22 protein-coding genes are annotated in these 26,805 nt (G+C 66.9%); 6 read left to right on the top strand and 16 right to left on the bottom strand.

The annotated features are described in order from the left end of the window. Nucleotides 1–10: 10 nt before the first annotated feature. The 4 genes from J4O73_RS07810 to J4O73_RS07795 form a co-directional block, all read right to left on the bottom strand. Nucleotides 11–337 (bottom strand): NIPSNAP family protein, encoded by a 327-nt coding sequence (locus tag J4O73_RS07810; RefSeq protein WP_426216175.1) that lies wholly within the window; start codon nucleotides 335–337, stop codon nucleotides 11–13. A gap of 81 nt (nucleotides 338–418) precedes the next feature. Continuing rightward, complete coding sequence (locus J4O73_RS07805; protein WP_426216174.1) at nucleotides 419–2,794, bottom strand: bifunctional diguanylate cyclase/phosphodiesterase; 2,376 nt, start codon at nucleotides 2,792–2,794, stop codon at nucleotides 419–421. A gap of 260 nt (nucleotides 2,795–3,054) precedes the next feature. After that, the gene (locus tag J4O73_RS07800) at nucleotides 3,055–4,092 is read right to left on the bottom strand and encodes a fumarylacetoacetate hydrolase family protein (RefSeq protein WP_426216172.1); all 1,038 of its coding nucleotides are present in this window, start codon (nucleotides 4,090–4,092) and stop codon (nucleotides 3,055–3,057) included. 116 nt (nucleotides 4,093–4,208) lie between these two features. After that, complete coding sequence (locus J4O73_RS07795) at nucleotides 4,209–7,367, bottom strand: efflux RND transporter permease subunit (protein ID WP_426216170.1); 3,159 nt, start codon at nucleotides 7,365–7,367, stop codon at nucleotides 4,209–4,211. A gap of 124 nt (nucleotides 7,368–7,491) precedes the next feature. Between J4O73_RS07795 and J4O73_RS07790 the strand changes: the two genes are divergently transcribed. Both J4O73_RS07790 and J4O73_RS07785 read left to right on the top strand, forming a co-directional pair. Beyond that, nucleotides 7,492–8,700: an efflux RND transporter periplasmic adaptor subunit gene (locus J4O73_RS07790; protein WP_426216169.1), complete on the top strand. Its 1,209-nt coding sequence runs from the start codon at nucleotides 7,492–7,494 to the stop codon at nucleotides 8,698–8,700. Next, nucleotides 8,687–8,989, top strand: coding sequence for a DUF3862 domain-containing protein (locus J4O73_RS07785; protein WP_426216168.1), 303 nt, complete (start codon nucleotides 8,687–8,689; stop codon nucleotides 8,987–8,989). Before J4O73_RS07790 ends, J4O73_RS07785 begins: the two co-directional genes overlap by 14 nt. An 80-nt stretch (nucleotides 8,990–9,069) precedes the next feature. Here the strand turns inward: J4O73_RS07785 and J4O73_RS07780 are convergent, their stop codons facing one another. From J4O73_RS07780 to J4O73_RS07765, 4 genes are all read right to left on the bottom strand, one after another. Then, complete coding sequence (locus J4O73_RS07780; RefSeq protein ID WP_426216167.1) at nucleotides 9,070–10,371, bottom strand: hemolysin family protein; 1,302 nt, start codon at nucleotides 10,369–10,371, stop codon at nucleotides 9,070–9,072. A gap of 146 nt (nucleotides 10,372–10,517) precedes the next feature. Then, nucleotides 10,518–10,793 (bottom strand): hypothetical protein, encoded by a 276-nt coding sequence (locus J4O73_RS07775; RefSeq protein ID WP_426216856.1) that lies wholly within the window; start codon nucleotides 10,791–10,793, stop codon nucleotides 10,518–10,520. A gap of 4 nt (nucleotides 10,794–10,797) precedes the next feature. Next, nucleotides 10,798–11,256 carry a response regulator gene (locus J4O73_RS07770; RefSeq protein WP_426216165.1) on the bottom strand — a complete coding sequence of 153 codons (459 nt, stop codon included), beginning with the start codon at nucleotides 11,254–11,256 and terminating at the stop codon, nucleotides 10,798–10,800. Continuing rightward, nucleotides 11,256–12,371: a sensor histidine kinase gene (locus J4O73_RS07765; RefSeq protein WP_426216164.1), complete on the bottom strand. Its 1,116-nt coding sequence runs from the start codon at nucleotides 12,369–12,371 to the stop codon at nucleotides 11,256–11,258. Before J4O73_RS07765 ends, J4O73_RS07770 begins: the two co-directional genes overlap by 1 nt. Before the next feature lie 448 nt (nucleotides 12,372–12,819). Between J4O73_RS07765 and J4O73_RS07760 the strand changes: the two genes are divergently transcribed. Next, a complete protein-coding gene (locus tag J4O73_RS07760) occupies nucleotides 12,820–15,483 on the top strand; it encodes an MHYT domain-containing protein (RefSeq protein ID WP_426216163.1) in 2,664 nt (887 codons plus the stop codon). A 145-nt stretch (nucleotides 15,484–15,628) separates the two neighbouring features. On the opposite strand, the gene J4O73_RS07755 is transcribed toward J4O73_RS07760, so the two are convergent. Genes J4O73_RS07755 through J4O73_RS07740 form a run of 4 tightly spaced genes read right to left on the bottom strand, consistent with a single transcriptional unit; the run spans nucleotide 15,629 to nucleotide 19,683 of the window. Further along, nucleotides 15,629–16,387: a DeoR/GlpR family DNA-binding transcription regulator gene (locus J4O73_RS07755; RefSeq protein ID WP_426216161.1), complete on the bottom strand. Its 759-nt coding sequence runs from the start codon at nucleotides 16,385–16,387 to the stop codon at nucleotides 15,629–15,631. A gap of 47 nt (nucleotides 16,388–16,434) precedes the next feature. After that, nucleotides 16,435–17,436, bottom strand: a complete 1,002-nt coding sequence (gene pdxA / locus J4O73_RS07750; RefSeq protein ID WP_426216159.1) for a 4-hydroxythreonine-4-phosphate dehydrogenase PdxA — start codon at nucleotides 17,434–17,436, stop codon at nucleotides 16,435–16,437. Continuing rightward, the gene (locus J4O73_RS07745; protein ID WP_426216158.1) at nucleotides 17,433–18,677 is read right to left on the bottom strand and encodes a four-carbon acid sugar kinase family protein; all 1,245 of its coding nucleotides are present in this window, start codon (nucleotides 18,675–18,677) and stop codon (nucleotides 17,433–17,435) included. The genes pdxA and J4O73_RS07745 overlap by 4 nt, the downstream gene beginning before the upstream one ends. 1 nt (nucleotide 18,678) lies before the next feature. Further along, nucleotides 18,679–19,683: a 2-keto-3-deoxygluconate permease gene (locus tag J4O73_RS07740; RefSeq protein WP_426216156.1), complete on the bottom strand. Its 1,005-nt coding sequence runs from the start codon at nucleotides 19,681–19,683 to the stop codon at nucleotides 18,679–18,681. Nucleotides 19,684–20,346: 663 nt separating this feature from the next. Between J4O73_RS07740 and J4O73_RS07735 the strand changes: the two genes are divergently transcribed. The 3 genes from J4O73_RS07735 to J4O73_RS07725 all read left to right on the top strand — a co-directional run bounded on the left by J4O73_RS07735 (nucleotide 20,347) and on the right by J4O73_RS07725 (nucleotide 22,821). Continuing rightward, nucleotides 20,347–21,747 carry a diguanylate cyclase domain-containing protein gene (locus J4O73_RS07735; protein WP_426216154.1) on the top strand — a complete coding sequence of 467 codons (1,401 nt, stop codon included), beginning with the start codon at nucleotides 20,347–20,349 and terminating at the stop codon, nucleotides 21,745–21,747. 173 nt (nucleotides 21,748–21,920) lie between these two features. Further along, nucleotides 21,921–22,616, top strand: a complete 696-nt coding sequence (locus tag J4O73_RS07730; protein ID WP_426216152.1) for a DUF1223 domain-containing protein — start codon at nucleotides 21,921–21,923, stop codon at nucleotides 22,614–22,616. A 52-nt stretch (nucleotides 22,617–22,668) separates the two neighbouring features. Further along, entirely contained in the window at nucleotides 22,669–22,821 is a 153-nt protein-coding gene (locus J4O73_RS07725) for a hypothetical protein (protein WP_426216150.1), read from the top strand. Nucleotides 22,822–23,001: 180 nt separating this feature from the next. On the opposite strand, the gene J4O73_RS07720 is transcribed toward J4O73_RS07725, so the two are convergent. The 4 genes from J4O73_RS07720 to J4O73_RS07705 all read right to left on the bottom strand — a co-directional run bounded on the left by J4O73_RS07720 (nucleotide 23,002) and on the right by J4O73_RS07705 (nucleotide 26,803). Beyond that, complete coding sequence (locus J4O73_RS07720; RefSeq protein WP_426216149.1) at nucleotides 23,002–23,676, bottom strand: response regulator transcription factor; 675 nt, start codon at nucleotides 23,674–23,676, stop codon at nucleotides 23,002–23,004. Continuing rightward, nucleotides 23,669–24,859 carry a sensor histidine kinase gene (locus J4O73_RS07715; protein ID WP_426216147.1) on the bottom strand — a complete coding sequence of 397 codons (1,191 nt, stop codon included), beginning with the start codon at nucleotides 24,857–24,859 and terminating at the stop codon, nucleotides 23,669–23,671. Before J4O73_RS07715 ends, J4O73_RS07720 begins: the two co-directional genes overlap by 8 nt. Continuing rightward, nucleotides 24,840–25,376, bottom strand: coding sequence for a methanogen output domain 1-containing protein (locus tag J4O73_RS07710; protein ID WP_426216145.1), 537 nt, complete (start codon nucleotides 25,374–25,376; stop codon nucleotides 24,840–24,842). Before J4O73_RS07710 ends, J4O73_RS07715 begins: the two co-directional genes overlap by 20 nt. A gap of 137 nt (nucleotides 25,377–25,513) precedes the next feature. Continuing rightward, nucleotides 25,514–26,803, bottom strand: coding sequence for an HlyD family type I secretion periplasmic adaptor subunit (locus J4O73_RS07705; RefSeq protein WP_426216143.1), 1,290 nt, complete (start codon nucleotides 26,801–26,803; stop codon nucleotides 25,514–25,516). Nucleotides 26,804–26,805 lie beyond the last annotated feature (2 nt).

Here is a 26,805-nt window from a genome sequence, read left to right as displayed (position 1 = left end):
TGAGGGCGCGTCAGCGCAGGGCCGAGAAGTCCGTCGGGGCGAGGAAGGTGTTCTCGATCCGCGCCACGATGGGCTTGTCCTTCTCGATCTCGGCGCGCTTGGCGATCCATTCGGGATCGGCCTGGAAAGCGTTCCACTTGGCTTCGCGATCGGCGAGGCTGTCCCACTTCAGGAAGTAAGTCAGGGCATGGTTGTCCGGCCCGACCAGTGTCGTGAAGAAGCCGACCTGCTCGATCCCGTATTTCTCGAAGAAGCCCATCGTGATGGTGCGGAAACGATCGAGCAGGGCGGGAAGCCGGGTCGGGGCGCAATGATAGACGCGCATTTCGACGATCATCGCTCGGTCCTTCGCGAGGCGGGCTGGAAGCCCCGGGCGTAGGCTCGGCCCGCGCCCGCGTCAATTTCCCCGGCCCGTCCGTCAGGCAGCGAGAACACTCCCCTTCGGCGGGTGGGTGAGATGGGCGAAGCCGGAAATATCGCCGGGGCGACCCATCAGGAAGCCCTGTGCCGCCGCGCAGTTCTCGCCCAGGAGGAAATCCAGTTCCTCCGCCGTCTCGACGCCCTCCGCGAGGACCGGCATCCCGAGTCCCCGCCCGAGGCCGAGCACCGAGCGGACGATGGCCGCCGTCTGCTCGTTCGTGTCGACGGTGCGGATGAACGAACCATCGATCTTGATCTTGTCGAACGGATAGGCGCGCAGGTTCGACAGGGACGAATAGCCCGTGCCGAAATCGTCCATGGCGATGCGCACGCCGAGGGTCTTCAATTGGCGTAGCGTCACCTGGGCGCGGGCGGGCTCGCGGATCAGGGCCGTCTCCGTCACCTCGATCTCCAGGCGCTCGGGCGCCAAGCCGGTCTCGCGCAGGATCTCCTGGATGAGCGGCACGAGGTTCGGCGCGTGGATCTGCACGCCCGATACGTTGACCGCGACGGTCAGCGGGCTGGTCCAGCTCGCGGCCTCGCGACAGGCTTCGCGCAGCACCCATTCGCCGATGGGCAGGATGAGGCCGCTCTCCTCCGCGATGGGGATGAAGATCGCGGGCGACACCGGTCCGCGCAGGGGATGCCGCCAGCGCAGCAGTACCTCGAAGCCGAAGACCTCACCGGAGGCAACGTCGCTCTGCGGCTGATAGACCAGATGCAGTTCGCCCCGCGCCACGGCATGGCGCAGGTCATGTTCGAGGAGCCGCCGGTCGCGCACCTGCGCGCCCATCGTGGCCTCGAAGAAGCGATACCGGCCGCGACCCTCCGACTTCGCCCGGTAGAGGGCGGTGTCGGCGTAGCTCAAGAGGAGCGTGCGCTCGTCGGCATTGTCCGGATAGACCGCGATGCCGATGCTGGTGCCGATGGTGGGCCCGGCCATGTCGAGGTTCTCGGCCCGCAGGGCGTCGAGCACCGCCTCCGCGAGGCGGCCCGCCGCCACGGCATGGTCGCAGGGCATGAGGATCGCGAACTCGTCGCCGCCGAGACGAGCCATCAACTGGTTCTCGCCGAGGAGCGCGGTGACCGTGCGGGCCACGGTGACGAGGAGCGCGTCGCCCGCCGCATGGCCGAACAGGTCGTTGACCTCCTTGAAGCGGTCGAGGTCGAGGCACAGGACCGCGAGCCTGCTCCCGGTCGCCGCCGCGAGCTTCATTTCCCGTTCCAGCCGCAGGGTGAAGCTCGCACGGTTGGCGAGGCCGGTGAGGGCGTCGTGGTGGGCGAGGAAGTGGATCTGCCCCTCCGCCTTGCGCCGGGCGCGAAGGTCGCGCACCGCGACGGCGTAATGGGGTTTCTGGCCATAGGTGACCGGGCGGACGATCAGTTCCACGGGGATCGTCTCGCCCTCCGCCCCCCGCAGCTCGGCCTCGATGGGCTGTTCCGGTTGCCCGGCCAGGGCAAGCCGCGCCTCGGCGCCCGGCAGGAAGCGCGCCAGCGGCACTCCGCCGAGATCCGACGCGGACAGGCCGACGAGGGACCCGAAGCTGTCATTGCCGTTGACGATGGTCTCCCCCCGGCACACCAGCAAGCCTTCGACGGCGGCGTTGGCGAGGCTGTTCAGGCGCTCCCGCGCCAGGGAGGCTTGGCGGCGCTCGCGCAGATCGAGCATCAGCGCCGCGCCGGCCATGAGCAGGATCGCGACGCTGGCGAGCGCGACGCCGACGCCGATCCAGCGCGTCGGCAGGGCGCTGTCGGTGATGGCGACGGACGGGTCCGGCACGATGGTGACCGCGCCCATGGCCGTGAAATGGTGGCTGCAGATCGCAACCAGGATCAGCAGCGCCCCGACGACCCGCCCGGCCAACCCTTCGCGCGCGAGCCCGATCTGGAGGCCCGCAGCGGCGAGCACCCCGCCGAGGACGAGGGAGGCCGCCACGAGGGTGGGGTCCCATTTGAGATGGCCCGGCACCTCGAAGGCCGCCATCCCGGTGTAATGCATCGCCGCGATGCCGCCGCCCAAAATCAGGCCACCGACCACGGGCGCCGCCGGCAGCGCCCGCCATAGGGCGACCGCCAGTCCGGCCCCGGTGAGGGCGATCGCATAGGCGAGGGACAGGATCGTCAGGCGGATCGCGTAGCCCGTCGGCAGGCCTGGCTCGAACGCCAGCATGGCGATGAAGTGCGTCGCCCAGATCCCGGATCCGCCCGCCACCGCAGCGACGGCGATCCAGATCCATTGCCACGCCTCCGGGCTACGACGGGCGTGATGGAGCAGGGCCATGCACGCAGCGGAGGCCAGTGTGCAGATGATGGCGGCAAGCGCGACCAACCAAAGGTCGTGCTCACCAAGGAAACATCCCACCACCGTCAACATAGTTCAACCAAAAGTTGTAAGTTGAGCTCTAGATTAGGGTAGTAGGCTCACCTTAAGATCGTCTTTCGGTTGACTCGATTCTCCGCTTTTCAGGTCCGTTCGACCTGGCACGTTTTGTCGCGATGACACGTTCGACGATCGCACGACGACGCTGGCCGACGAAGCGGTCGCCGGGTCATTGCAAGAAGGCGCGCCGCAGACAGGATCGAGAGCCGCCGACCCGAAGCCGTTGAGCTTGAGACAGCCGCTCTCGTGTCGTCTCAGGCCGGAACGGCTTGGATGACGTTGCGGAGGGTGCCGAGGCCGACGATCTCGGTCTCCATCACGTCGCCGGGCTTCAGGAATTCCGGTGGCTTGCGGGCGAACCCGACGCCGGGGGGCGTGCCGGTGGCGATGATGTCGCCCGGCACCAGCGTGAGGCCGCGCGACAATTCCGAAATGATCCGCGCGACCTTGAAGTACATCTGCTTGGTGGAGGCATCCTGCTTCACCACGCCGTTGACCCGCAGCAACAGGCGCAGATCGGAAGGGTCGATATCCGAGGCCGGGACGATCCAGGGGCCGAATGGCCCATGCCCGTCGAGGCTTTTGCCCTTGAACCACTGGCCACCGTGCAGGGTGCGCTGCATGTCGCGGGCCGTGGTGTCGTTCATGACGCTGTAGCCGAACACATGGTCGAGGGCGTCGGCTTCCTTGATGTTGCGGCCCCCCTTGCCGACGACAACCGCGAGTTCCGCTTCCCAATCGATCTGCGTCGAGACCGCGGTGTCATAGGGGATCGGGTCGTAGGGGCCGTTGATCGTGTTCACCCCCTTGGTGAAGAACACCGGGTGGGCCGGGTATTCGGTCTTGGCGAGACTCGTCGCCTGACCTTCGGCGAAATGTTCGAGGTAGTTCCAGCCCACCGCGTAGATGTTGCGCGTCGGCGCCGGGATCGGCGCCAGAAGATGCACCGTCTCGACTTGGGGTCCATCGCCCGAGGCAGCGGCGCGCCGCGCGGCGTCGAGGGCTTTCGGTCCTGCCGCGATGAGCGAGACCATTCCCGTCGCATCGACACCCGGCAGATCGGTCTTCGAAAGGTCGACCACGCGTCCATCCGACCGCACCGCGCCGAGGCGAGGGGTGCCGGCTTTGTCCGGCGCGAAGGTGACGAGGCGCAGCGTCTCGCTCCCCTTGGCGTCACCCTTGGGCGGGATGGGCGTTCCGGGATCGGTGGCGGGCGTCTGCGCTGCGGCGGGCAAGGCGCCGAGCGCCGTGGCGGCTGCGGTGAGGTGCAGGAAATCGCGCCGTGTGCTCATGGATACCGTCTCCTCCGGCCCGCTCTTCGGTGGAGCGATGCCGGGGGAGCTTCCGCCTTGCGAATTCAAAATGCAATGCGCCAGGGTTTCAGGCCGATCCCATCATCGCGAGCGCCTCACGCCCTCGCTTCCTTCAACTCTGGCTCGGCCTCGTTCTTTGCCTTGTCCTTGCTGCCGAGCAGCCGCTCGAAGGCGACGTAGAAGGTCGGCGTGACGAACAGGGTGATGAAGGTCGCGACCACGAGACCGCCGATCACCACCGTTCCCATGGACACGCGGGCGTTGGCACCCGCTCCCGTTGCGATGGCGAGCGGGATCGAGCCCGTGATGAAGGCGAAGGAGGTCATCAGGATCGGGCGCATGCGCAGCCGCGCCGCATCCTGCGCCGCCTTGAGCACGTCCTCGCCCTGACGCCGCAGGTCTTCCGCGAACGAGACGAGGAGGATCGAGTTCTTGGCGGCGAGCCCGACGAGGAGCAGGAGCCCGATCTGCCCGAAGATGTCGAGTTCGAGCCCTCGCAGAGCCAGCGAGCCGACCGCGCCGAAGATCGCGACCGGCGTCGCGAGCAGGATCACGAAGGGCAGACGCAGGGATTCGTACTGCCCGGCGAGCAGCAGGAAGATCATCAGCACGCCGAGGCCGAAGATCAGTGGCGCGTAGCCACCCGCGACCTTCTCCTGATAGGCGACATCGGTCCATTCCACCGCGTAATCCGAGGGCAGCTTGCTCTTGGCCAGCGCCTCGACCTCCTTGAGCACCGTGCCGGAACTGGCGCTCGCGGCCACCTCGATGGCGATCTCGATGGCGGGATACGTGTTGTAGGACAGGACGGCCGTCGGCCCGCTGGTGAACTCCGCCCGCACCAGGGAGCCGATGCGCACCGGCTCGCCGCGGGAATTCAGGACCGGCAGGGCCTCCAGATCCTGGATCGTCCGGCGGCCCGCCGCCTCGCTCTGCACGTAGACCTGATAGACGAAGCCGAACCGGTTGAAGAGGTTCACGAAGCTCGATCCGACATAGGTGCCAAGCGCGTCGAACAGGTTCTGGAGCGGCACGCCGAGTTGTTCGGCCTTGGCCCGGTCGATCTCCAGCTTGATCTGCGGCACGCCGTAGCTCGTCGTCGGGATGGCCTGGGCGATGTTCCCGCTCTTCGTCATCTCCGCGATGAAGCTCTGGGCCGCCTCGGCCAGCTTCAGGCCGCCCGTACCGCTCCGGTCCTGCAATTCGAGGGTCAGGCCGCTGCGCGTGCCGAGCCCCGGCAGCGGCGACGGGTTGACCACCCGCACCTTCCCGTCCGGATCGTGCTTGAACGCCTGCTGCACCCGCGCGATCACGTCGTCAGCCGAGGCCGACCGCTCGTTCCAGGGTTTCAGGATCGGGATCTGGAAGCCGTAGAACGGCGCCACCGCATCCGCGAGGATGCTGCGGCCGGTCACGCCGATCCCGTGCTCGACCTCCGGCATGTCCCGCAGAACCTTGCCGAGGCGTTCCACCATCTTGTCGGTGCGCGCCACCGACGCGCCCTTGGGCATGGCCACGTCGGCGAAGAAATAGCCCTGGTCCTCGTTCGGCACGAAGCCGGTCGGACGCTGCATCACCAGCACCACTGTCAGGGCGGCGAAGGCCGCGAAGGCGAGCCCGACGAGGATGAGATGGCGGCAGAGCCAGCCGATCATCGCCGTCAGTCCGTTGGCCGCCTTTTCGAGGGCGCGGTTGAACCAGCGCAGGGGCGCGGTCCAGCGGCTTCCCCGTTTCTCCTCTCCCGCCGGACGGTGCTTCAGGATCATCCCGCACAGGGCCGGCGTCAGGGTCAGCGAAACCACGGCCGAGATCATCACCGAGAAGGCGATGGTGAGGGCAAACTGGTTGTAGAGCTGCCCCGTGAGGCCGGGAATGAAGGCCACGGGCACGAAGAGGGCGGCCAGCACCAGCGTCGTGGCGATGACCGGTCCCGCGACCTCGTTCACCGCCTCGCGGGAGGCTTGGCGGGGTTCCATCCCCTCGTCCATCAGACGCTCGGTGTTCTCGACCACGATGATCGCATCATCGACCACGAGGCCCACCGCCAGCACGAGGCCGAGCAGACTGAGGGTGTTGAACGAGAAGCCGAGCAGCGCCATCGGCCCGAACGTGCCCACCAGCGCCACCGGCACGGCGATGGAGGGGATGAGCGTCGCCCGCCAGTTCTGCAGGAACAGGAAGGTGACGACGACGACGAGGATCAGCGCCTCGAACAGGGTGTGCACCACCTCGCTGATCGCCTCGCGCACGAATTCCGTGCGGTCGAGGGCGATCTTGTATTTCAGCCCCGGCGGGAAGCGTCGGGCGAGGTCCTCCATCGTGGACTTTACCCCCGCCATCACCTGCACGGCGTTGGCGCCGGGGGTCTGGTAGAGGCCGAGCGTCGCGGAGGGCTGCCCGTCGAAGCTGGAGCGTACGCCGTACTGCTCCGAGCCGAGTTCCACCCGCGCCACATCGCGCACCCGCACGACGGAGCCGTCCGGGTTGGCGCGCAGCAGGATGTTGGCGAATTCCTGCGGCTGGCTGAGGCGGCCTTGTGTGACCACCTGCAACTCGAAGGGCGTCGGCTTCCCGTCCGTGGGCGGCTTGCCGAGGGAGCCGGTGGTGATCTGCTCGTTCTGCTGGCTCACCGCGCGGATCACGGTGTCGGGGCTGATCGCCAGGGCCTCCATCTTCACCGGATCGAGCCACAGCCGCATGGCGTAGCGCTTCTGCGAGAAGTTCTGGATGCGGCCCATGCCAGAGACCCGGCGCAGGGGCTTGATGACCTGCGTCTCGGCCCAGTTCGCCAGGAACAGCTCGTCGTAGGGCGAGCCGGGCTCGGCATAGAGCACGATGTTGCCGAGCTGCTGACGCGTGCTCTTCTGGATCTCCAACCCTTGCGACCGCACCGAGGCGGGCAGCTTCGCCTCCGCCCGGTTGGCGCGGGTCAACACCTCGGCGGCGGCGGCATCGAGGTCCGAGCCGATCTCGAACGTGGCGTCGAGGTTGACGCTGCCATCGGCGTTGCTGGTGGAGGCGATGTAGAGCAGGTGCTGTGCGCCGTTGATCTCCTGCTCCAGCGGCGTCGTCACCGCGTCATAGGCCTGCTGCGCGCTGGCACCGGGATAGGTCGCCTGGACGTTGATGATCGGCGGGGCGATCTCCGGAAACTGCGCGATCGGCAGGGTCAGCCCCGCCACCGCGCCGATCAGGGTGATGAGGACCGAGATCACCCCCGCGAGAATGGGGCGGTCGACAAAGCGCGCGAACATCCGACCTCGTCGGGGGGAGGTGTGGCCGATGCGACCGGCCGCTGGCCCGCATGCAACGCGATTGAATTTTGCGTGTTCCCCGTGCTGTTCGGCGCCGGGGGCGCCCGGCGCGAGGGAGCGTGGCGTGCGCAGGGGGGTCAAGGTCGGGCTGGTCGGCGGGGGGCTCGCCCTTGCCCTGGCGGGAGGCGGCTGGGTCGTGGCGGGGAAGCCTTCCCCCTCGGCGATGATGGCGATGCTGCCGGGCCTGGGCCCGACGCAGGACAAGAAGCCCGCCGAGCCGCCGATCACCGTGACGGTGGTGCAGGCCCGCACCGAGGCGGTGCCGATCAGCTTCACCTACACCGGCACCATCATCTCACAGCAGGACGCGGCTCTTCAGGCGCGGGTGACCGGAGAGGTGACCGACCGGCCCTTCGAGCCCGGCAGCCACGTGAAGAAGGGGCAGTTGCTCTTCCGCATCGACAAGCGGCCTTTCGAGGTCGCCCTCGCCCAGGCCAAGGCGCAGGAGGGTCAGGCCAAGGCGCAGCTGCAATTCGCGCAGGCCGAGGTGGTCCGCACCGACACCCTCGCCGACAAGGGCTACGCCTCCGAGCAGCGCCTTCAGCAATTGCAATCGAACGCCGCTTCGGCTGCCGCGCAGGTCCAGGGCGCGGAGGCAGCCATCGCCCGGCAGAGCCTGAACCTCGACTATGCGGAGGTGAACGCGCCGTTCGACGGGCGGGCCAGCCTCTCCATCATCAATCCCGGCGACCTCGTCATCGAGAACCAGACGCAGCTCGTCACCGTGGTTCAGGTCGATCCGATCGACGTGCAGATGGCCCTGTCCTCGGAGGATTCCGAGGCCCTGCGTGAGGCGATGCAGACGGGCGAGGTCACCGTCGAGGTGCTGGACGATGCCGGCAAGCCGGTTCGCACGGCGAAGATCTACCAGCTCGACAACCGTTTCGACCCCCGCACGGCCCGCCGCCTCGTGCGCGCCCTGATGCAGAACGAGGACGAGCGGTTCCTGCCCGGCCAGTTCGTCCGCGCCCGCGTCACCCTCGGGCGTGAGGACAAGCTCCTCGTCCCCACCATCGCGCTCTCGGCCCGCCTCGCGCAGCAGATCGTCTATGCGGTCGATGACCAGGGAATCGTACGCCAGAAGCCGGTGACCACGGGCGACAGCTATGGCGAGAACACATCGATCCTCGCCGGGCTCAAACCCGGCGAGCGGATCGTGACCGACCACCTGGAAGACATGCGCCAGGACATGAAGGTCGAGGTCCGCAGCCCCCAGAAAGAAGCCAGCAACGGCATGGCGCAGGACGGAGGCGGATCACGTGACGACCGCTAGGACGCTCGCCGCCGCGCTCCTCGTGGCCCTGCCATGCCTTCCTGCCGGGGCCGCCACGGCATCCTGCCGGGTGGACAGGACCCATTACGCCGCCCTCCACAAGGGGATGACCTATCAGTCCATCGCCGCGCGGCTCGGTTGCCCAGGACGGCGCATCTCGCACCTGACCATCGGCGACACCCACCGTGCGACCTATAGCTGGTCCGCGCGTGGTACCTACGGCGCCAACGTCACCCTGACGTTCCGAAACGGCCGCCTGACCGACAAGAGCCAGCTCGGCCTGCACTGATGGGCTCGGGCCCCTCCCGGAAAGCGAGACCGAAGGGGCCGCCCCCCGAGGCGGGAGCCTGATGGTCGTTCGCCGCAGGCTCACACCGTCTCGGCTGGTGCCATTTCCGGCAGACGCGTCGCGAGGATCTTGTCGACGCGACGGCCATCCATATCGACCACTTCCAGACGCCAGCCTTCCGCCGCGATGGCGTCTCCCGTCGCGGGAATGCGCCCCAGGCGGAAGATGATGAACCCGGCCAGCGTCGCGTAGTCGTCCATGGGCGGCGGATCGGCGAAGGCCAAGCGCTCGAAGGCTTCCTCGGCCGGCATCATGCCGTCGATCAGCAGCGAACCGTCCTCCCGCTCGACCACGGCCGGGTCTTCCCCAGGCTCGGGGATGTCGCCCGCGATCGCCTCGAGCAGATCCGTCTGGGTGACGAGGCCTTCCAGGCTGCCATACTCGTCCACGATCACCGCCAGCTGCACCGGATTCCGCTGAAAGTTTTCCAGCGCGGCGAGGACCGTCAACGCCTCGTGGATCACATTCGGCGGCTGCATGGCCATCTCGATATCGGGCTCCCGCCCATCGAGGATCTGGTGGAGCAGATCCTGCTTACGCAGCACGCCGACGACCTCGTCGATGCCGCCCCGGCTCACGACGACATGGGCGTGGCTGCACGCGCGAACGGCCTTCAACATGACGTCCTGCGGCTCATCGAGATCGATCCATTCGACCTCGTGGCGCGGTGTCATGATTTCGCGGACTCGGCGGTCGCTCAGCTTGAAGATGCGCTCGACAGCCTCCTGCTGAGCCTCTCGGATGAGGCCCGCCTCGCGGCTCGCCTCGACCAGGAGGTTCAGTTCCGCCGTCGAATGGTGGCCGCCTTCGCCATGGCCGGGCTGGAGGCCGCAGAGACGCAGGACGCCGTTGCCGAGGCCGTTGAGGAACGAGATGGCCGGGCGAAACACCAGCAGGAACAGGCTGAGCGGCCGGATGACGGCGAGAGCCGTTCGTTCGCTGCGCTGGAGTGCGAGACTCTTAGGGGCCAGCTCGCCCAGCACGATGTGCAGGGCGGTGATGATCATGAAGGAGAACACCACCGCGACCGAATGCGCCGCCGCAGCCGAGATCGTATCGGGCAGCCAAGCCATGACAGGCTCGATCAGCCGGGCCAGGGCGGGCTCGCCGATCCAGCCCAGGGCCAGGGACGAGATGGTGATACCCAGCTGGGTCGCGGCGAGGTGAGCATCGAGGTGGTCGGTCGCCCAGAGCAGGGCCTTCGCATTGACGCGCCGCTCGGAAACGAGTTCGGCGACACGACTCCTGCGGATCGCCACCAGAGCGAACTCGGCGGCCACGAAGAAGCCGTTGGCGAGAACGAGAACAAGGACGCTCAACAACCCGAGGACCGTTGCCCAACCGTCGTCCGAAATCTCCGCCTCCCGTCGAGCCTGCGTCCTGCAGGTCCTTACATCAGAGAGAGGGCTCAGCCTACGGATGTCCGCGACAGCTTCGGGGAGAAGCAGACTCCATTCACCGCACGCGGTCAGACGATCAGGCGGATGGCCATCCCCAGCAGCACCGCGCTCCCAAGGCAGCGCCGCCATGGATTGACCCCGCGGAGCACCTCGTCGCCTGCCCAGACGGCGAGGGCGATCCAGGAGGCAACGGCCGCCCATCGCCCGATCGCGTTCGCCTCCCCGGCAATCCAGGCGACGGCCTGCAGCAGGCCGAAGAGCCAGAGCGGCGGGTTCGGCCACTGGCCGATGACGACGCGTCCGCTGGTGCGATCGCGGAAGAACCAGTCGAAGGCCGCGCGCAACATATCAGGATGGGGGAGAAGGTTTGGGAGATTGGGAGCCGGGATCGCCAACCCGACACCTGCAGGCTCCCGGAAGACACATCGCATCCTGGTGAGTGGCGATCTCGCCGGTCAGGAGGCCCCGCAGCAGATGCTCCAGCGGCTCGGCCTGATACGGCTTCTGAAGCACCGGCACGCCGCGGTAGGCCGTCTCCAGTCCCTTCAAGCCGTATCCGGTCGCGAACAGGAACGGCGTGCACCGCTCGAACAGGATGTCGGCGATCGGATAGCTGCGTCCCTCGCCGAGATTCACGTCGAGCACGGCGAGGTCGAAGGTCTCGGTCCGGGCGAGCGCCACCGCCTTGTCGAGGCGCATCGCCATGACGACCTCGCAGCCGAGGTCGAGCAGCATGTCCTCGACCATCATGGCGACGAGGCTCTCGTCCTCGACGAGCAAAACCCGGCATCCTTCGAGTACGCTCATCAGGCGGCAGGACCCTTCAGGATTGCCTGACCAACCCAGCCGAGTGGAGTCATGGGGACTTGCAACGTGCACACTACACCTGAGGCGGCGTAGTCGATCTCCGCTCGGCCGTCGAACTCCATCGGCAGCTGGCGCTCGATCAGTCGGGAGCCGAACCCCTTGCGGGTTGGAGGGCTCACCGGCGGGCCGTCCTGCTCCTGCCACGTCAGATCCAACTGCTGTCGCCCGTCCTTGAGGTCGCGGAGCGCCCAGTTGACGGCGACACGCCCTTCGGGAACCGAGAGTGCCCCGTACTTGGCAGCGTTGGTCATCAGTTCGTGCAGCGCCATGGCCAGCGTTACCGCGACTTTCGGATGCAACCGCGCGTCCGGTCCCTGCAGCCGAAAGCGGTGACCATCGACCTCCGCCAGGACGTGGGGGGCGAGCGCCCGCTCGATCACGCTGTGCAGGCTGGCGCTCTCCCAATTATCCTCGACCAGAACGTTGTGGGCGTTCGACAGGGCGACCATGCGGGCGTCGAACACGGTGCGCATGGCCTTGTCCGTCGTCCCGCGGAAGGTCTGTGCGGCGATGGATTGCACCGTCGCGAGCGTATTCTTCACCCGGTGGTTCAACTCGTCGATCAGGAGGCGCTGACGCTCGGCGGCGGCCTTCTCCTCGCTGATATCACGCACCTCGATGATGGTGCCGATGACGTTGGTGGCGTCGTCCCGGATCGGGCTGGCGGTGAAGCCGACCGGGAAGAAGCTTCCGTCGCGATGGACGAACACTTCTTCGCCGCGCTCCTGGTTGTTCTCAGGAAACGCGCGGTCGATGGCACACTCCTCCAGCGGGAAAGGACGCCCGTCGGGATAGGTGTGGTGGACGATGTCGTGCAGCGGACAGTCCCGTGCGAGCACCTCATCGAGCGTCCATCCGGTCAACTGCTCGGCGGCGCGGTTCATGTAGATGCAGTGCTGGCGGTCATCCATGAGGAAGATGGAGACGGACGCGTTGTTCAGCACGGCGTTGAGACGCCGTTCGGTCTCGAACAGCTGTTCGACGCCCCGGCGCAGGGTTGTCGGCGGTGACGCGGCGGCGTGGTCGGATTGCAGCGGCTGCCGCGACTGTGACAAAGGCAGAACCCTTTCACGAGGCGTGGGAAGCCCCGACGGCCCCCTGATAGCGGAAAGTGGCGCGAAGCCCCAGGATTGGTAGCCTTCCCGCTGAGGACTTTGACCGCGCGGACACGCACCTCGGTCGGTCCCCGGCTCAGACTTCGGGCGCTCAGATCGAGATATCACGCGAAGAGATCGAGTACAGGCTGATTTCGTTTCAAGCGATAACTTATGCTGCCTGATCCGACCCACGATGGTCGCGTGGGGCCAGGCCATCGTGCCATCGCTCACGCGCACCCAGAGCAGGAAGGGGCTCAGTCGGCCGACCGACCTTCACTGTGACGCATTGTCCAGAAGCGCGATGGGAATGATGCCGCGTCCGGTCTGAACGCACGAGATTTCGGACCTAGATGCACAATCCGTCAGCGCCGCCCGACGCTGGATCATTCGTATTCCACGGCTTCCTATGGTTCATACCGGCTACAATCCGGGCCTCGTCGCGCTGTCCGTCGTCATTGCGGTGTTCGCCTCTTATGCCGCCCTCGACCTCGGCGCCCGTTTGCGCAGGCCGGATTCCGGACCGTCCTGGGCCTGGGGCACGGGCGCGGCGCTCGCCATGGGGGGCGGCATCTGGGCGATGCACTTCGTCGGCATGCTCGCCTTCGAAATGGGATTGCCCGCGGCCTACGACCTCGGTCTCACGACCCTCTCGCTGGTGATCGCCATCGCGTCGACCGGAGGCGCTTTCGCCTGGGTCGCCCTGCGCGGGACCGATTGGCGCTCGTTGCTGGTGGCGGGCCCCCTCATGGGCCTCGGCGTCGCGGGCATGCACTACACCGGGATGGCCGCGATGCGGGTGCCCGGAAATTTGGCCTACGATCGCCGTATCGTCATCGTGTCGGTCGCCATCGCCGTCACAGCGGCCACTGCTGCCCTCTGGCTGACGTTCCGCCGCAATCGGGCCTGGGAGAAACTGGCCGCAGCCTGTGTCATGGGCCTCGCCGTGGCGGGGATGCATTACACCGGTATGGCCGCCGCGACGTTCACCGCCGAAGCCTCCGGGGCCCATGAGGCTCACGCGACCGCCCTGGGCACCAACCAGCAGAACCTCGCCCTCGCAGTCGCCGGCATCACCTTCGCGATCCTGTTCCTCGCCATGATGGCCGGCTCGCTCGACCAGAGGCGGACGCAGAGGCGCCTGCACGGCAGCGAGGAGCGGTTCCGCGCGGCGGTGAAGGCGGTCGACGGCGTGATGTGGACGGCGGACCCGGCGGGCGACTTCATCGACGAGCAGCCGGGATGGGAGCAGATCACCGGCCAGACCTTCGCCGAGTATCGCGGCGGCGGTTGGTCGACCGTCCTCCACCCCGACGATGCACCGGGGACGGTGCGAGCCTGGACGGAGGCGGTCCGCGTGGGGGGCCATTTCGCGGTGGAGCATCGCCTGCGCGCCCCGGATGGTGGATGGCGGCACTACTCCGTGCGGGCCGTCCCGGTCCGGGACCGCGACGGCCCGATCCGTGAGTGGGTCGGCGTCCATGTCGATGTCACCGCTCGCCATCACTACGAGCTGGCCCTGCGCGACGCCCGTGACGCAGCCGAAGACGCCAACCGCGCGAAGAGCCGCTTCCTCGCCAACATGAGCCACGAGCTGCGGACGCCCCTCTCGGCGGTCATCGGCTATGCCGAGATGCTGGAGGAGGAGGCCGAGGATCTCGGACATGACACGTTCACGGCTGACCTCGGCAAGATCCGCGCGAATGCCCAGCATCTGCTCGGCCTGATCAACGACGTCCTCGACCTGTCGAAAGTCGAGGCCGACAAGATGGATGTCTATCCGGAAGACTTCGCCGTGGAGGCGTTCATGCGGGACGCCGCGGCGACCGTCGAATCGCTGGTGGCCAAGAAAGGCAATCGCCTCGTCCTGGAATTGGCACCGAACCTGGGTCAGGCCCGCACGGACGCGGTCAAACTGCGTCAGTGCCTGTTCAACCTCCTGAGCAACGCCGCCAAGTTCACACAGGACGGCACCATCACGCTGAAGGTGACGCGTGAACCCACCTCGACTGGCGACAGCCTCGTCTTCGCCGTGGCCGATACCGGCATCGGCATGACGGGCGAACAGATGGCTGGACTGTTCCAGCGCTTTGCCCAGGCCGACGAGACGACAACCCGCAAGTATGGCGGCACCGGACTTGGCCTCGCCCTGACAAAGGCCTTCGCGCAACTCATGGGCGGCGACGTCGATGTGAAGAGCGCGGTCGGCGCCGGGACGGTCTTCACCCTGGCGGTGCCGGCGGCGCTGCCGAACGAGACAGAGGCGGCTTCCGAGATCGAACCGGACACCGCCGGTCCGGCCGACGGGACGGCGCGACTGGTCCTCGTGATCGACGACGAGGTGAGCCAGCGCGACCTGATGGTGCGCTTCCTGACCCGCCAAGGTTTCGAGGCTCAAGCTGCGCCAGACGGGCCAACGGGGCTCGACCTCGCACGGCGGCTCCGTCCCATGGCGGTCCTGCTCGATGTGATGATGCCGGAGATGGATGGCTGGGCCGTCCTCGGCCAGCTGAAGGCCGATCCCGCGACACGGGAGATCCCGGTCATCATGGTCAGCTTCGTCGCGGATGCGGCGCTCGGGGCCACGCTCGGGGCATCGGCCTCGATCCCGAAACCCGTCGATTGGGCCCGTTTGCGCGGAGTGCTGGACCGGATCGACGCATCGGGCGACGTGCTTATCGTGGATGACGACGCCGAGATGCGCCGACGACTTCGGACAACACTCGGCAAGCACGGGTTTGTCGTCCGGGAAGCCGGTGACGGCAAAGAAGCCCTGGCGCGGGTGCGGGAGGGCCGCCCCGGGCTCGTGCTCCTCGACCTGACGATGCCGGTGATGGACGGCTTTACGTTCCTGCGCGAGTTCCGCGCCATGTCAGGCTGCGCGGACGTCCCGGTGGTGGTGCTCAGTGCCCGGGACATGTCGGCCGACGAGCGGCGGCAACTCTCCGGTGCCGAGAGTGTGCTGCGCAAGGGCAGCACCAGCCTGCACGATGTCGCCGCCACGATTGGCCGTCTGCACGTCCCTTCTGCAGACGCGTCGCCGCAGGGTCATGCCACCGTGGGCCAGACATGAGCGCGTCGTTGCTGATCGCGTCTTTCCCCCTCGAGGGCGTCCGCTGCCATTGCCGGACAGACTGGCGGTTGCGGCTCGTAAGGCGGCCCGGAGAGCCTGGACGCCGCACGCGAAGATGCGTCCAGCTTGTCCGGCCGGTCGAGACTTACGCCTCGGCCGTCACGATGTGCGCGCCGACGTCGATGAGGGCCTGCCGTTGCTCCCGAGAGACGGCCGCGTCCGTCACCAATGTCCACCGGGGAGGAAGCGGAGCCCAGGACATCTGCTCCGCGCGGCCGAGCTTGCTTGCGGTGGCGAGGACGATCGTGGCTTGCGCCTGCGCCATCATCGCGGATTTGAGGGCGACCTGATCCAGGCTGGCCTCGCACAGGCCGCGGCCTGCGACGACACCGTCCGCGCTCGTCACCATGCGATCGGCCGTCAGCCAGCGCAGCGCCTCGACCGCCAGGGGGCCGACGGTGCTCATGCTCGTCGCCCGCAAGCCGCCGCCGAGGACGATGAGGTCGATCTCCGGTGCGCGCGCCAGACAGGGGAGCAGCGCGAGGTTGTTCGTGATGATGCGCAACCGGCGATTCACCAGGAGGCGGCCGAAGGCCGTCACGGTCGAGCCGGCATCCAGGATGAGCGTTTCGCCATCCGCGATGAGGGCGAGGGCGGCCCGCGCGATGGCCTGCTTCTCGGCGCCATTGATCGCGAGCCTCTGGTCCAAGGTGGTCTCGGGCGACCCTCCGGCGAGGATCGCGCCGCCATAGGTCCGGCGCACGGCCTTCGTGTCCGAGAGATGCTGCAGGTCCCGCCGGACGGTCGAGGCCGAGACGCCGAACCGCCGGGCGAGATCGTCCACGTCAATCTCCCCGAGCTCGAGCGCGGCCAGCAGCCGCGCCCGGCGTTCCGTCCCCCGCATCCCCCGGCCCCCCTCCATCGGATCGCGGATTCATGCCGGGGAAGGCGTCAGGCCGCCAGCGATTTCGGCGCCAGATCCACCGCCTGTCGCAGCGCCTCGATCAGGCTCCGCTCGTCCGCCACGCCCGTGCCGGCGATGTCGAAGGCGGTTCCGTGATCGACCGAGGTGCGGATCACCGGCAGGCCGACGGTGATGTTCACTCCGGCTTCCAGGCCGAGCACCTTGATCGGGCCATGGCCCTGATCGTGGTACATGGCGACGACCATGTCGTAATCGCCGCGGCCCGCAAGGAAGAACAGCGTGTCGGCCGGAAGCGGCCCCCGGACGTCCCAGCCCTTGGCGATGCAGGCCTCCACCGCCGGGGTGATCTTCTCGGCTTCCTCGCCGTGACCGAACAAGCCGTTTTCGCCCGCATGGGGATTGATGGCGCAGACGCCGATCTTCGGATTGGCGATCCCCGCCTTGACCAGGACGGCGTGCCCGCGTGCGATGACCCGTTCGACGAGACCGGGCTCGATCCGCGCGATCGCATCGATCAGGCCGATATGGGTCGTGACGTGGATCACGCGCAGTTTGGGCGAGACCAGCATCATCGAGACCTCCGGCGTGCCGGTGAGGTGTGCGAGCATCTCGGTGTGACCGGGGAACTTGTGGCCTGCGGCGTGCAGCGCCTCCTTCGACAGGGGCGCCGTGCAGATACCCTGCGCTTGGCCCGCCTGCACGACCTTCACCGCCGTGGCGATGCACCGGTAGGCAGTCTCGCCAGCGACCGGTGACACGCGTCCGAAGGGCAGATCGTCGGGCACGCATTTCAGGTCCACGCATTGGACGGTGCCCGTGCCGAACCTCGCCTCGCTCGCATCGGCGAGGGAGTCGACCGCGATTCCGGCCCCGACGATGTCTCCCGCCTGCCGAAGGCGCGCGGCATCGCCGATCACGAGGGGCCGGCAGAGGTCGTGCACCTCGGGATGCGACAGCGCCTTCATGATGATCTCCGGTCCGATGCCGGCGGGATCGCCCATGGTGATCGCGATGGTCGGACGGGTCATGTCACACTTCCTTCGGTTCGCGCCGTGCGCAGACGGTTACGGATGCGGACGAGGCTGTCGGCATCGCCGAACGCGCCCGCCTTGGTCGCGATGGGGATCGAGAGCCGCCCCAGCGTGAGCCCCAGGGACACGCCGGGCTCGATCTCGTCGGCGAGATGGATGCCCCCGATCCCGAGGTGTGTCAGCAGGGCAGCGGCGGTCTCGCCCCCCGTGGCAGCGAGGGCGCCGATCCGCATGGCCTCGCTGCCCAGCGCGTCGGCCAGAGCCTGGGCGAGCCGAGGTCCGAGGCTCATGTCGGGCTCGCCGTCGAGAACGATCTCCACCAGGACGTCTCCCCCGGCGGAGAGGCGCTCCCCGACGCGGGCCGCGAGGACCATCCGCGCGTTCGCGTCCGTCAGCAGGGTCTCCGGCGTGACGGGCAGGTGCATCACGGCGTCGTCGGCCACCAGCCGCCGGGCCGCCGCGCGGGAAATCTCGGCCATGGAGCCGACGACGAAGAGCGCGCCGCGCCCCTCCAGCCCCATGCGGACCGAATCCAGCACCCGTGCCGGCATGCAGGCGGCAAGGGCATGCGCCAGCCCGGCACTGCCGACGAAGAAGGGAGAGACATTCATCGCCAGCCCCGCTTGCGCGATCCGGCGCAAGTCCTCGTCGGCTTCGGCATCGCAGATCGCGATTCCGTCGGGGATGGCGGCGACCTCCGCCAGCGCCTCGGCCAGCCCGTCGCCGCGAACGGTCTCCAGGGTCAGCGTCCGCGACACGAGTCCCGCCGTGGCGAGGACCGCGCCCAGCTCCGCGCTCTCGTAGCGATGGTCACGCCGCCAGACCTCAGTGTCTTCAAGCGGACGACCGGCCACTCGCACCCGGCCCCCGAGGGTGATCCGGCCGGTGGCGGGGAAGGCCGGCGCCAGAATGCCGAAGGCTTGGCCGTGGACGGCCCGATACGGGGCCAACGTCGCCGCGATCTCGGCGGCGGGCTGCCCCCGCAGGGTCGAATCGATCTTCTTGAACAGGCGGCGCCCGGCGCCGTGGAACCGCGTCAGCAGCGCCGCATGGCGCTGCGCGGCGTCCTCCTCGGACAGTCCACGGCTGTCGGCGTCGTAGGACAGGATCGACATCTCCTCGTCCCACGCCGTTTCGCCCCAGATCACCGCGGCGGCACGCCCACGCCGACGAAACGCGATCGCGCAATCGGCGGCCCCGGTCAGATCGTCGGCGAGGATGAGCCAGCGCGCGTCCATCTCAGGCGCGTTCCGCCTGAACCGCGTCGGCCAAGGGCTCCTCCGGCTCGTCGTCGCCCGCGCGGACGACCTTCGCCGTCCAGGCTGTGGCGACCGGGACCAGGATGGCCGTGACGACGACGCAGGCCGCGACCAGGATCGTCGCGGGGCCGGCGGCATCGGCATAGGCCGGGTTCGCGGCGGCGACGATGGCGGGGACGGCCGCCGCGTTCCCAGCTGTCGATGCAGCGGCGACACCCGCGACGCCGTTGCCGCCGGTGAGGCGATCGGCCAGGAACAGGGGAATGCCCGTCAGCACCACCACGGCGACACCCATCGCCAGCCCCAGCAGACCCGCCTGCCAGACCTTGGTGAGGTCAAGGCCCGCGCCGAGAGCGAAGGCGAAGAACGGAATCATGACCGGGATCGCCCGGCTCAGGAACGCCCGCATCTCCCGGTCGAGATTCCCGATGATCATGCCGACGAGGAGCGGCAGGATCGCCCCCACCAGGGTCTGCCAGGGAAAGGCCGAGAGGCCGGCGACGCCCAGCGTCACCATGGTCAGAAACGGGCCGCTCTCCAACGACATGATCGTGTAGGCGCCGACATCGCGCGGGCGGCCGTACTGACCCATCAGCGCCATGTAGAGGCCGCCGTTCGTGTCGTTCATGCTGGCGACGACGGCCAAGGTCGACAGACCGGCGAACATGCCCGCCGCGACCGGCGCCTCACCGAGCACGTGCCCGAAGATCAGGCCCAGGATCAGCGCGATCCCGATCTTCACGATCAGCAGCGTGCCACCCTTTTTCACAATGTACGGCGTTGCCCTGAAATCGATGCTCGCCCCCATGCACACATAGAAGACGGCCAGAATTGTCAGTGCGCCCGAGAACAGGGCCCCGGTGAAGGACCCGAAGAACTTCGGCGTGCCCGGGAAGAAAGTCGCGATGAGCGCACCCGCCAGCAGGGGCACCACCATCATGCCCCCCGGAACGCGGTCTATCATCCGCTTGATCGGCACTTGCATCGCGATGTCCTCCCTGCGCGTTTCGAGCAGATCTTTTCGAGCTCACGCTCATAGTCCGCATTCTGCCGCGTCATTTCGCGCAAATTGCGCAATTCGTCAACAACGCTGCGCAATCTGCGCAAATACGGCCGTTGACAGGCTGGCGACCATGAAGAGCATGGCGCGGGGCCCACAGATCAACGGCGCACGCGTCTGCTCGGACTGATGTGGACAACTGAGCCTGAGATTAAAACAGTAAAACGATAATTTACAGCATGTTTACCAATCATGATTGGCACAAGCTGGACGTTTTGAGCAAACAGTCATTCCAGAATTTTCAAGCCATCACGTCGAACATAATGCCGACGAAGTCTCTTGGAGAAATGTTTCTTTTCGAGGACAAAGCAACCCAGGCCTATCCAATGGTCTGAGGCGACTGCAGAACGCTCGCGAAAATGAGCAGTCTCGACCTTGGCCTTAAACAAAATCGGATTATTCGGGCAGTGCGCGAAACTGGGGCTTCGATATAGAGTGGCCGGCGCCGTCGGTTCAGTGCCGCCGATCACTTTGAACGAAGCACTTAGGCTTCCGGTAAGCGCCTGAGACTACCGTCGAGGCCGCTCGGCGGCGCGATGTCCATTTCGGCGCGCCGGTCCCTGGAGTTCGGGGTTCCCGATGGTACCTGTGCATCCGCGCGAAGCCGCCCGCCTCGCCGCCCTTCATGATCTCGATCTGCTTGATAGCGAGCCGGAAGAGCCGTTTACGGCGCTTTGCGAAACGGCACGCGACCTCTTCCAGGCGCCGATAGCCCTGGTGTCTCTCGTCGGCGAAACCGACCAGTGGTTCAAAGCACGATGTGGCTTCGATCTGACGGGCACTGCGCGAAGCGAGTCGTTCTGCACCCACACCGTCATGTCGAGTGATCTCCTCGTCGTCGAGGATGCTGAACGTGACCCACGGTTCCGCGACAGCTTTCTTGTGACGTCTGAGCACGGCATCCGCTTCTATGCCGGCGCTCCGCTCGAAGTGGCCTCCGGCCTTCAGGTCGGCAGCCTCTGCGTGATGGATCGCGTGCCGCGCGTGTTCACGGACCAGCAGCGTGGGCAACTGCAGAACCTCGCCAGGATCGTCACCGCTCAGTTGAGGCTTCACAAGACGGAACGGCTCTTGCGGGAGCGCGAGGCGAGCTACCGGTTGCTCGCCGACAACACGACCGACATGGTGGTGCGCGCTGATCTCGATGGAACGCGGCGCTACGTGTCTCCGGGATGCCGAGTGATCCTCGGCTACGAGCCGCAGGCGCTGATCGGGACCCGTCCCCTCGACTTCATCCACCCCGACGAAGCCGACGCATTCGGTGTTCTGCTCGAACAGATCGCGAGCGGCCGGATCGAGACCGCGACGACACAGCAGCGCTATCGGCACCGCGACGGCCACTGGGTCTGGATCGAGGTGACGTTCGGTCTCTATCGAGACGACGGTTGCGGCGCGCCGTTGGGTTACGTCGCCTCTGTGCGTGACATCTCCATACGCAAGAAGGCTGAGGCGCAGCTGGCCCACCTCGCTCGGCACGATCCGTTGACGGGCCTGCCGAACCGCATGCAGTTCCAGGAAAGCCTGCAGAGAGAGGTTGCCCGCGCGAGGCGCAACCGCAAAGGTTTCGCGCTTCACTGCCTCGATCTCGATCGCTTCAAGGCGATCAACGATACCTTCGGCCACTTGGTGGGTGATCGCCTCCTCCGCGCTGTTGCGGACCGCCTGCGCGCCGCGGTTCGAACCGAGGATACAGTCGCGAGGATCGGCGGCGACGAATTCGTCATCATCCAGACCGGGACCGATCGACCGGGTGCCGTCACGATGGCGGAGCGATTGATCGCCTCCCTCTCGTCACCGTTCGATCTCGGCAAGCATCAGGGGCAGATCGGCGTCAGCATCGGCATCGTGCTGGCTGAGGGGAGCGCCATCCATGGCGAGACCCTGCATTCCGCCGCCGACAGCGCGCTCTACGAGGCGAAGTCGGCAGGGCGTTGCACATTCAGATTCTACGATCCGTCGACATCGAAGACGCATTGCCGCGTCGCGTGACGTATAGCTCCGCTCCCCCAAAGCAGTGCAGCACCTTTAATTGAATCTGTAACTTTACTTTCAAGCGTGAATTGAGCGCCTCCACAAAAGCGCCATCAGCGAACAAATAGTCTGTAACGGAGTCGCAGACTGACGCGAATGAGCGGCATCGATCCAACGTCGATGGAAACCGCATGATGCCCCTCCCTTCTGTTCGCGCGCTTTGCGTTATGGCGCTCGGTCTTGCATCACTCCCTGCGCAGGCCCGGCCCCTCGTCCTTGAGCTCTTCACGTCACAGAGTTGCTCGTCATGTCCCCCGGCCGAGGAGCTGCTCGCGGAGCTGGCCGAGCAGCCCGATCTTCTGCCCCTCGGTTTCCACGTGACCTACTGGAACAGGCTGGGGTGGAAGGATGCCTTCTCGTTCGAAGGCGCCACGAATCGACAGGCTGCCTACGCTGACCAATTCGGAAGCGTCAGCTTCACGCCGCAACTCGTCGTCGATGGCGTACGAAGTTTCGTCGGCTCTCGTCGTGATGAGGCGAATGCCGCTATTGCAGAGGCAAGAGCCCATGCATCAACTGCGGCGAATATCTCTCTTGTCAGCACGGGGAACGAGATCGGCATTACGATTGGCGAAGGGAAGGGAACGGCCCGGATTCTTCTGGTCGGCTTCGACCGGAGGCATCGCAGCTCCATCGCGCGTGGCGAGAACGGTGGACGTACGATCGTTCAAGCGAATGTGGTGCGCTCCCTGCGCGACCTTGGTTCCTGGGAAGGCAAGCCGGTGAAGCTCCGTGCCGAGCGGCCAGCCGGTGAAGATTTCGCCTTGATCCTGCAGGAACCAGCTGGCCGGATCGTGGGCGCCGCACGCCTGCAAGCTGGAACCTGACCCATTCGTCGCAAGCCCGGTGTGTGCGCTGGAGGCGACAAAGAAGGGCGCCATGAACAAGGACAACCTCCTGATCGTCTCCGGCCGTTGGGAGATGTCCGGCCCCGCCGAAGGCGATGCCAAAAGGAAGTTCGCGGGAAACCGGGTCACCGTGCTGGAAAGGCAGGGAGGCGGCTGGCGCACGGTCCTCCACCCCTGGAACTAGGCTGATCCACGCAATGGACTGCCGGGCGGAAGGCGGCGCGCGTGGCCGAGACCGCCCGGTGGGCCGTTTCTTCGATGTGCACCTGCGCCCGAACCGGGGAATGATCGGGCCGGCGCTGCGTGTCCGCCATTGGCTGCATGCCGCGGATGAGCCACCTCGGTCCGTGGCCCCACGGTCCATTCACCGGTCGGCGAGCTCTCCCTGGAGCCAACCCTGGAGGATCGCGAACTGGACGACCTGCGCCCGGCTGCCGATGCCGAGCCGGCCGCATGCCCGCGCCTTCTGTGCCTCCACGGCCTTGGGCGTCGTCGCGAGGCGGCTGGCGATCTCCTTGCTGGTGAACCCATACGCCACGAAGCGGAGAATCTCCTTTTCCCGCTCCGCCAAGGGTGCCGAAGCCTCGCGGGCTGATGGATCGGGGTGGACCCGTCCGATGCCGGCGGCTTGCCCCGGTAAGGATGGATCGACGTAGATGCCTCCGGCCCGGACGGCCCGAACCGCCTGGGCGATGTTGTTGAAGGCGGAGCGCTTCAGGACGTACCCGCGGGCGCCGGCCTCGAACGCCTGCTCGACGTAGACGCGGCTTTCGTAGACGCTGAGGATGAGCGACCGGGTCGTGCACTGGCCCTCGGCGAGCCTCCGGATCACCGTCGCCCCGTTCAGGTCCGGCATCGCGAGGTCGAGGATGGCGACATCCGGGACGAGCTCCGTCACGGCCCGGATCGCGGCGGCGCCGCTGTCGACCGAGGCGACGACGTCGAACTCGCCGGTGCTCTTGAGCAGGTCCGCGACGCCGTGGCGGAAGACCGGATGGTCGTCCGCGAGCACGACGCGGACCGCGGTGTCGTCAGCCATCGGATGGGGTATCCCTCTCAAGCCGGACCCTTGCCGTCACCGAGGTGCCGGTGCCGGGGGTCGAATCGATGTCAAGCGTGCCGCCCACCAGGGAGATGCGCTCCCGCATCCCCACCAAGCCGAGCTTGCCCTGGCTCACCAGATCATGGACCGACTCCTCGCCGGCCTCGAAGCCGTTGCCGTCGTCCTCGACGGACAAGGTCAGGTGGCTTTCGCCGAAGATGAGCACGACGGAGACGGTGCTCGGCTGGCCGGCATGCTTCGCCACGTTGGTCAGCGCCTCCTGCACCACGCGGAACAGCGTGATGGCGTGATCCGGCGGCAGTTGTACCTCGACGTTGCCGACCTGGAACTCGACGTGAAGTCCCGTGACCCGGCCCCATTCCTCGACGAGGTACCGAAGTGCCGTGACGAAGCCGAACTCCTCCAAGGCCGCAGGGCGAAGCGCAAGGGTCACGCGCCTCAGGGCGTCGCTGACGTTCTGCGCCTGCATCAACAACCGTCCGAGCTCACTTTTGGCATCCGAGGTCGTCAGGTGGGGCTCGAGCCGTCTAAGCTGAAGCTTCAAGGCCATAAGATGCTGGCCGGCATGGTCGTGCAGGTCGCGGGCGAGCCGCCTCCGTTCGTCCTGCCCGGCCCTGTAGAGTTGGGCCAGCACCTCGTCGCGCTCGCTCTCGGCCTCGGCGCGGGCAGCCGCATCCCGCTCAAGCTGGCCCAGCAGGCACTCGCGCTCCTCCATCAGCGATTGCAGCCGCTGCGCCTGCAGTCGCCGCTCCCGCATCACGCGGCGGGCGTCGTGAAGCTTCGCGGTGAGGGCCTTGAACCGGCGGTCGAAGGCGACCCCGTCGAATTGTAGGAGGACCAGCGGCTTCTCGCCGAAGGCCGAGAATTGCGCACGGACGCCACGGCATGGATGCCGTTCAAGCCGACCGTCGACATGCCACAGGAACAGGGAGCCGGGGATCGGGGACGCAGTGGAGAGGCAGCGGTCGAGATAGCGCTCGAAACCGGCGCGGGCCGCATCCGGGAACGGCAGATGGCAATCGGTCCCGAGGCCTCCGAAGGTTTCATGGGCGGCAGCGTTCGCGGCCACGACGCCGCCACGGCTGTCGGTCAGTACCGTCGGGCTCGACACGAGATCGAGCAGGATCTCGAAGTCGGGCTTAACGGCCGCCTTTGGCATAGTAGGACTGTCCCCCGCCGTCGCAGGCATCGGGTTCGAGGTCGATGACGATGCGGCATCCGCCTGAGCCGCGCGATGCCCGGTCGGCGAGGGTGACGCGCCCATAACCCTGGCTCTCCGCAACCATGTGCCCGACCACGTGAGCGGTCATCCTGCACATCGTGCGCGAGTCGAGGCCGAAACCGAGGAACGGGCAGCGCCTATCATCCAGGACCACCTTCTTTTCCGACCTCTCGGAGATCGCGATATCCCCGCCCAGGTCCCTGTTCCAATCGAGCAACGCGTCCAGGGTCGCTGAGAGATCGAGACGCGATGTACCGGCGGCCGCCAGGTAACGGGCGAGGATCTGTTCCGCGACGGCCATTCCGACAAGGTTGACGAAGCCTTCGACTTCCCTGGGCCCTACCGTATCGCCCAGTACATCGTTCAAGGATCCCACCACCATGGCGAGAAATCGCTCCCGGCCGATAGAGACTTCGGCCGTCCTATTACTGCGCTCCCCAGTCGCCTCGACCATCACCGATTCCTCGTCGGTAGATAGTCTCAGTATGCCAAGAAAAACTCAAGCGCAATAATATTTCTCGCAAAATGAATTATGACGCAGCATTCTTGCGTACTTATCGTTATCGAAGCAGAGACATGACAGATTTTGATTTATCGCTCCCTGAACGTTCGACTGAACTGATCCTGCAGCGGTTTCACGAGATAGGACAGGGCCGTCCGCTCTTCGGTCGCGACATGGACCTCCACGGGCATGCCGGGGACGAGACGCTTCCCCTGGCCGAGGCGCTCCCACTCCCCCTCATCGAGCTCGACATGGCCGACGAAGTAGGCATCGTCCCGGGCGCCTTTCGTCGTCGACGGCGAAACGTAAGATAGGCGCCCCTTCAACTCGGGCGTCGTCCGCTGGTTGAACGCCGTGAACCTGACCTTCGCCGGTCGCCCGACCACGACTTGGTCGATGCTCGACGGCGCGATGTGGATCTCGATCTTGAGCCGGGCATCGTGCGGGACGACGGTCGCCAGGACGTCGGCCGGCGTGATAACCCCGCCCACCGTAAAGGTTTTCAGCTCGTGCAGTATGCCCGTGGCGGGCGCCTTGATATCCGTGCGGGTCAGCCGATCCTCCAACGCGATGCGGCGGTTGGACAGTTCGGACAGCTTGGCATCGACGGTCGCGAGTTCGCGCTGCGCTTCGGTGCGGGCGGTGTCCGCGATGGCGAGCACTTGCACCCGGATCTCGCTCGCCCGCACCTTGGCACGGGCAATCGACGCTTCGAGCGACCCCTGTTCGCCCGCGAGCCGATGGCGGTCGCGATTGATGGGAAGGAAGCGTGACCCTTCGAAGAGCTGCTTGTCCACGAGGCCCTGCAGCTTCAGGTGCTCGCTCGTGAGGATCGTGAGCTCCTCGCGCTTGGCGTCCCTCTGCTTGACCAACCCGGCAACCTCCTCGTTCACCTGACCGATCTGAAGTTCCAGCTGCTGACGCTGGCTGTCGCGGCTGGCGAGGTTGCCTTGGAACAAGCGCATCTCGCCCTCGACGACCGAACGCGCCTCCGGCCCGTCACCGAGCGGCAGGGGCGGGAACACGAGAACCCTCAGCCCGTCGCGTTCCGCGAGCAGCCTGGCTTTCCTGGCGGACATCTCCACGATCTGCCCCTTCACGATGGCGAGTTCCGCGCGGGTCTGCGCATCATCGATGCGGATGAGGACCTGATCCGCCGCCACGGCCTGCCCGTCCTGGACAAGGATCGCCCCGACGACCCCGCCGTCCCGGTGCTGAACCGCCTTCGCGCGGTGCTCGACGGCGACCGTGCCAGGGGCCATCACGGCCCCGTTGAGGCTCGTCGTCGCGGCCCATCCCCCCAGGCCGCCCAACAAGGCGGCCGAGAGGACGAGGCTCATCGCGACGCGCGGAAAGACCGAGAAGGTGGGTGCTTCCACAT

The organism is Methylobacterium sp. NFXW15, assembly GCF_049887755.1.
GTDB lineage: Bacteria > Pseudomonadota > Alphaproteobacteria > Rhizobiales > Beijerinckiaceae > Methylobacterium.
The sequence above is the reverse complement of the archived record's forward strand: the minus strand, read 5'-3'. Positions and strand labels throughout refer to the sequence as shown.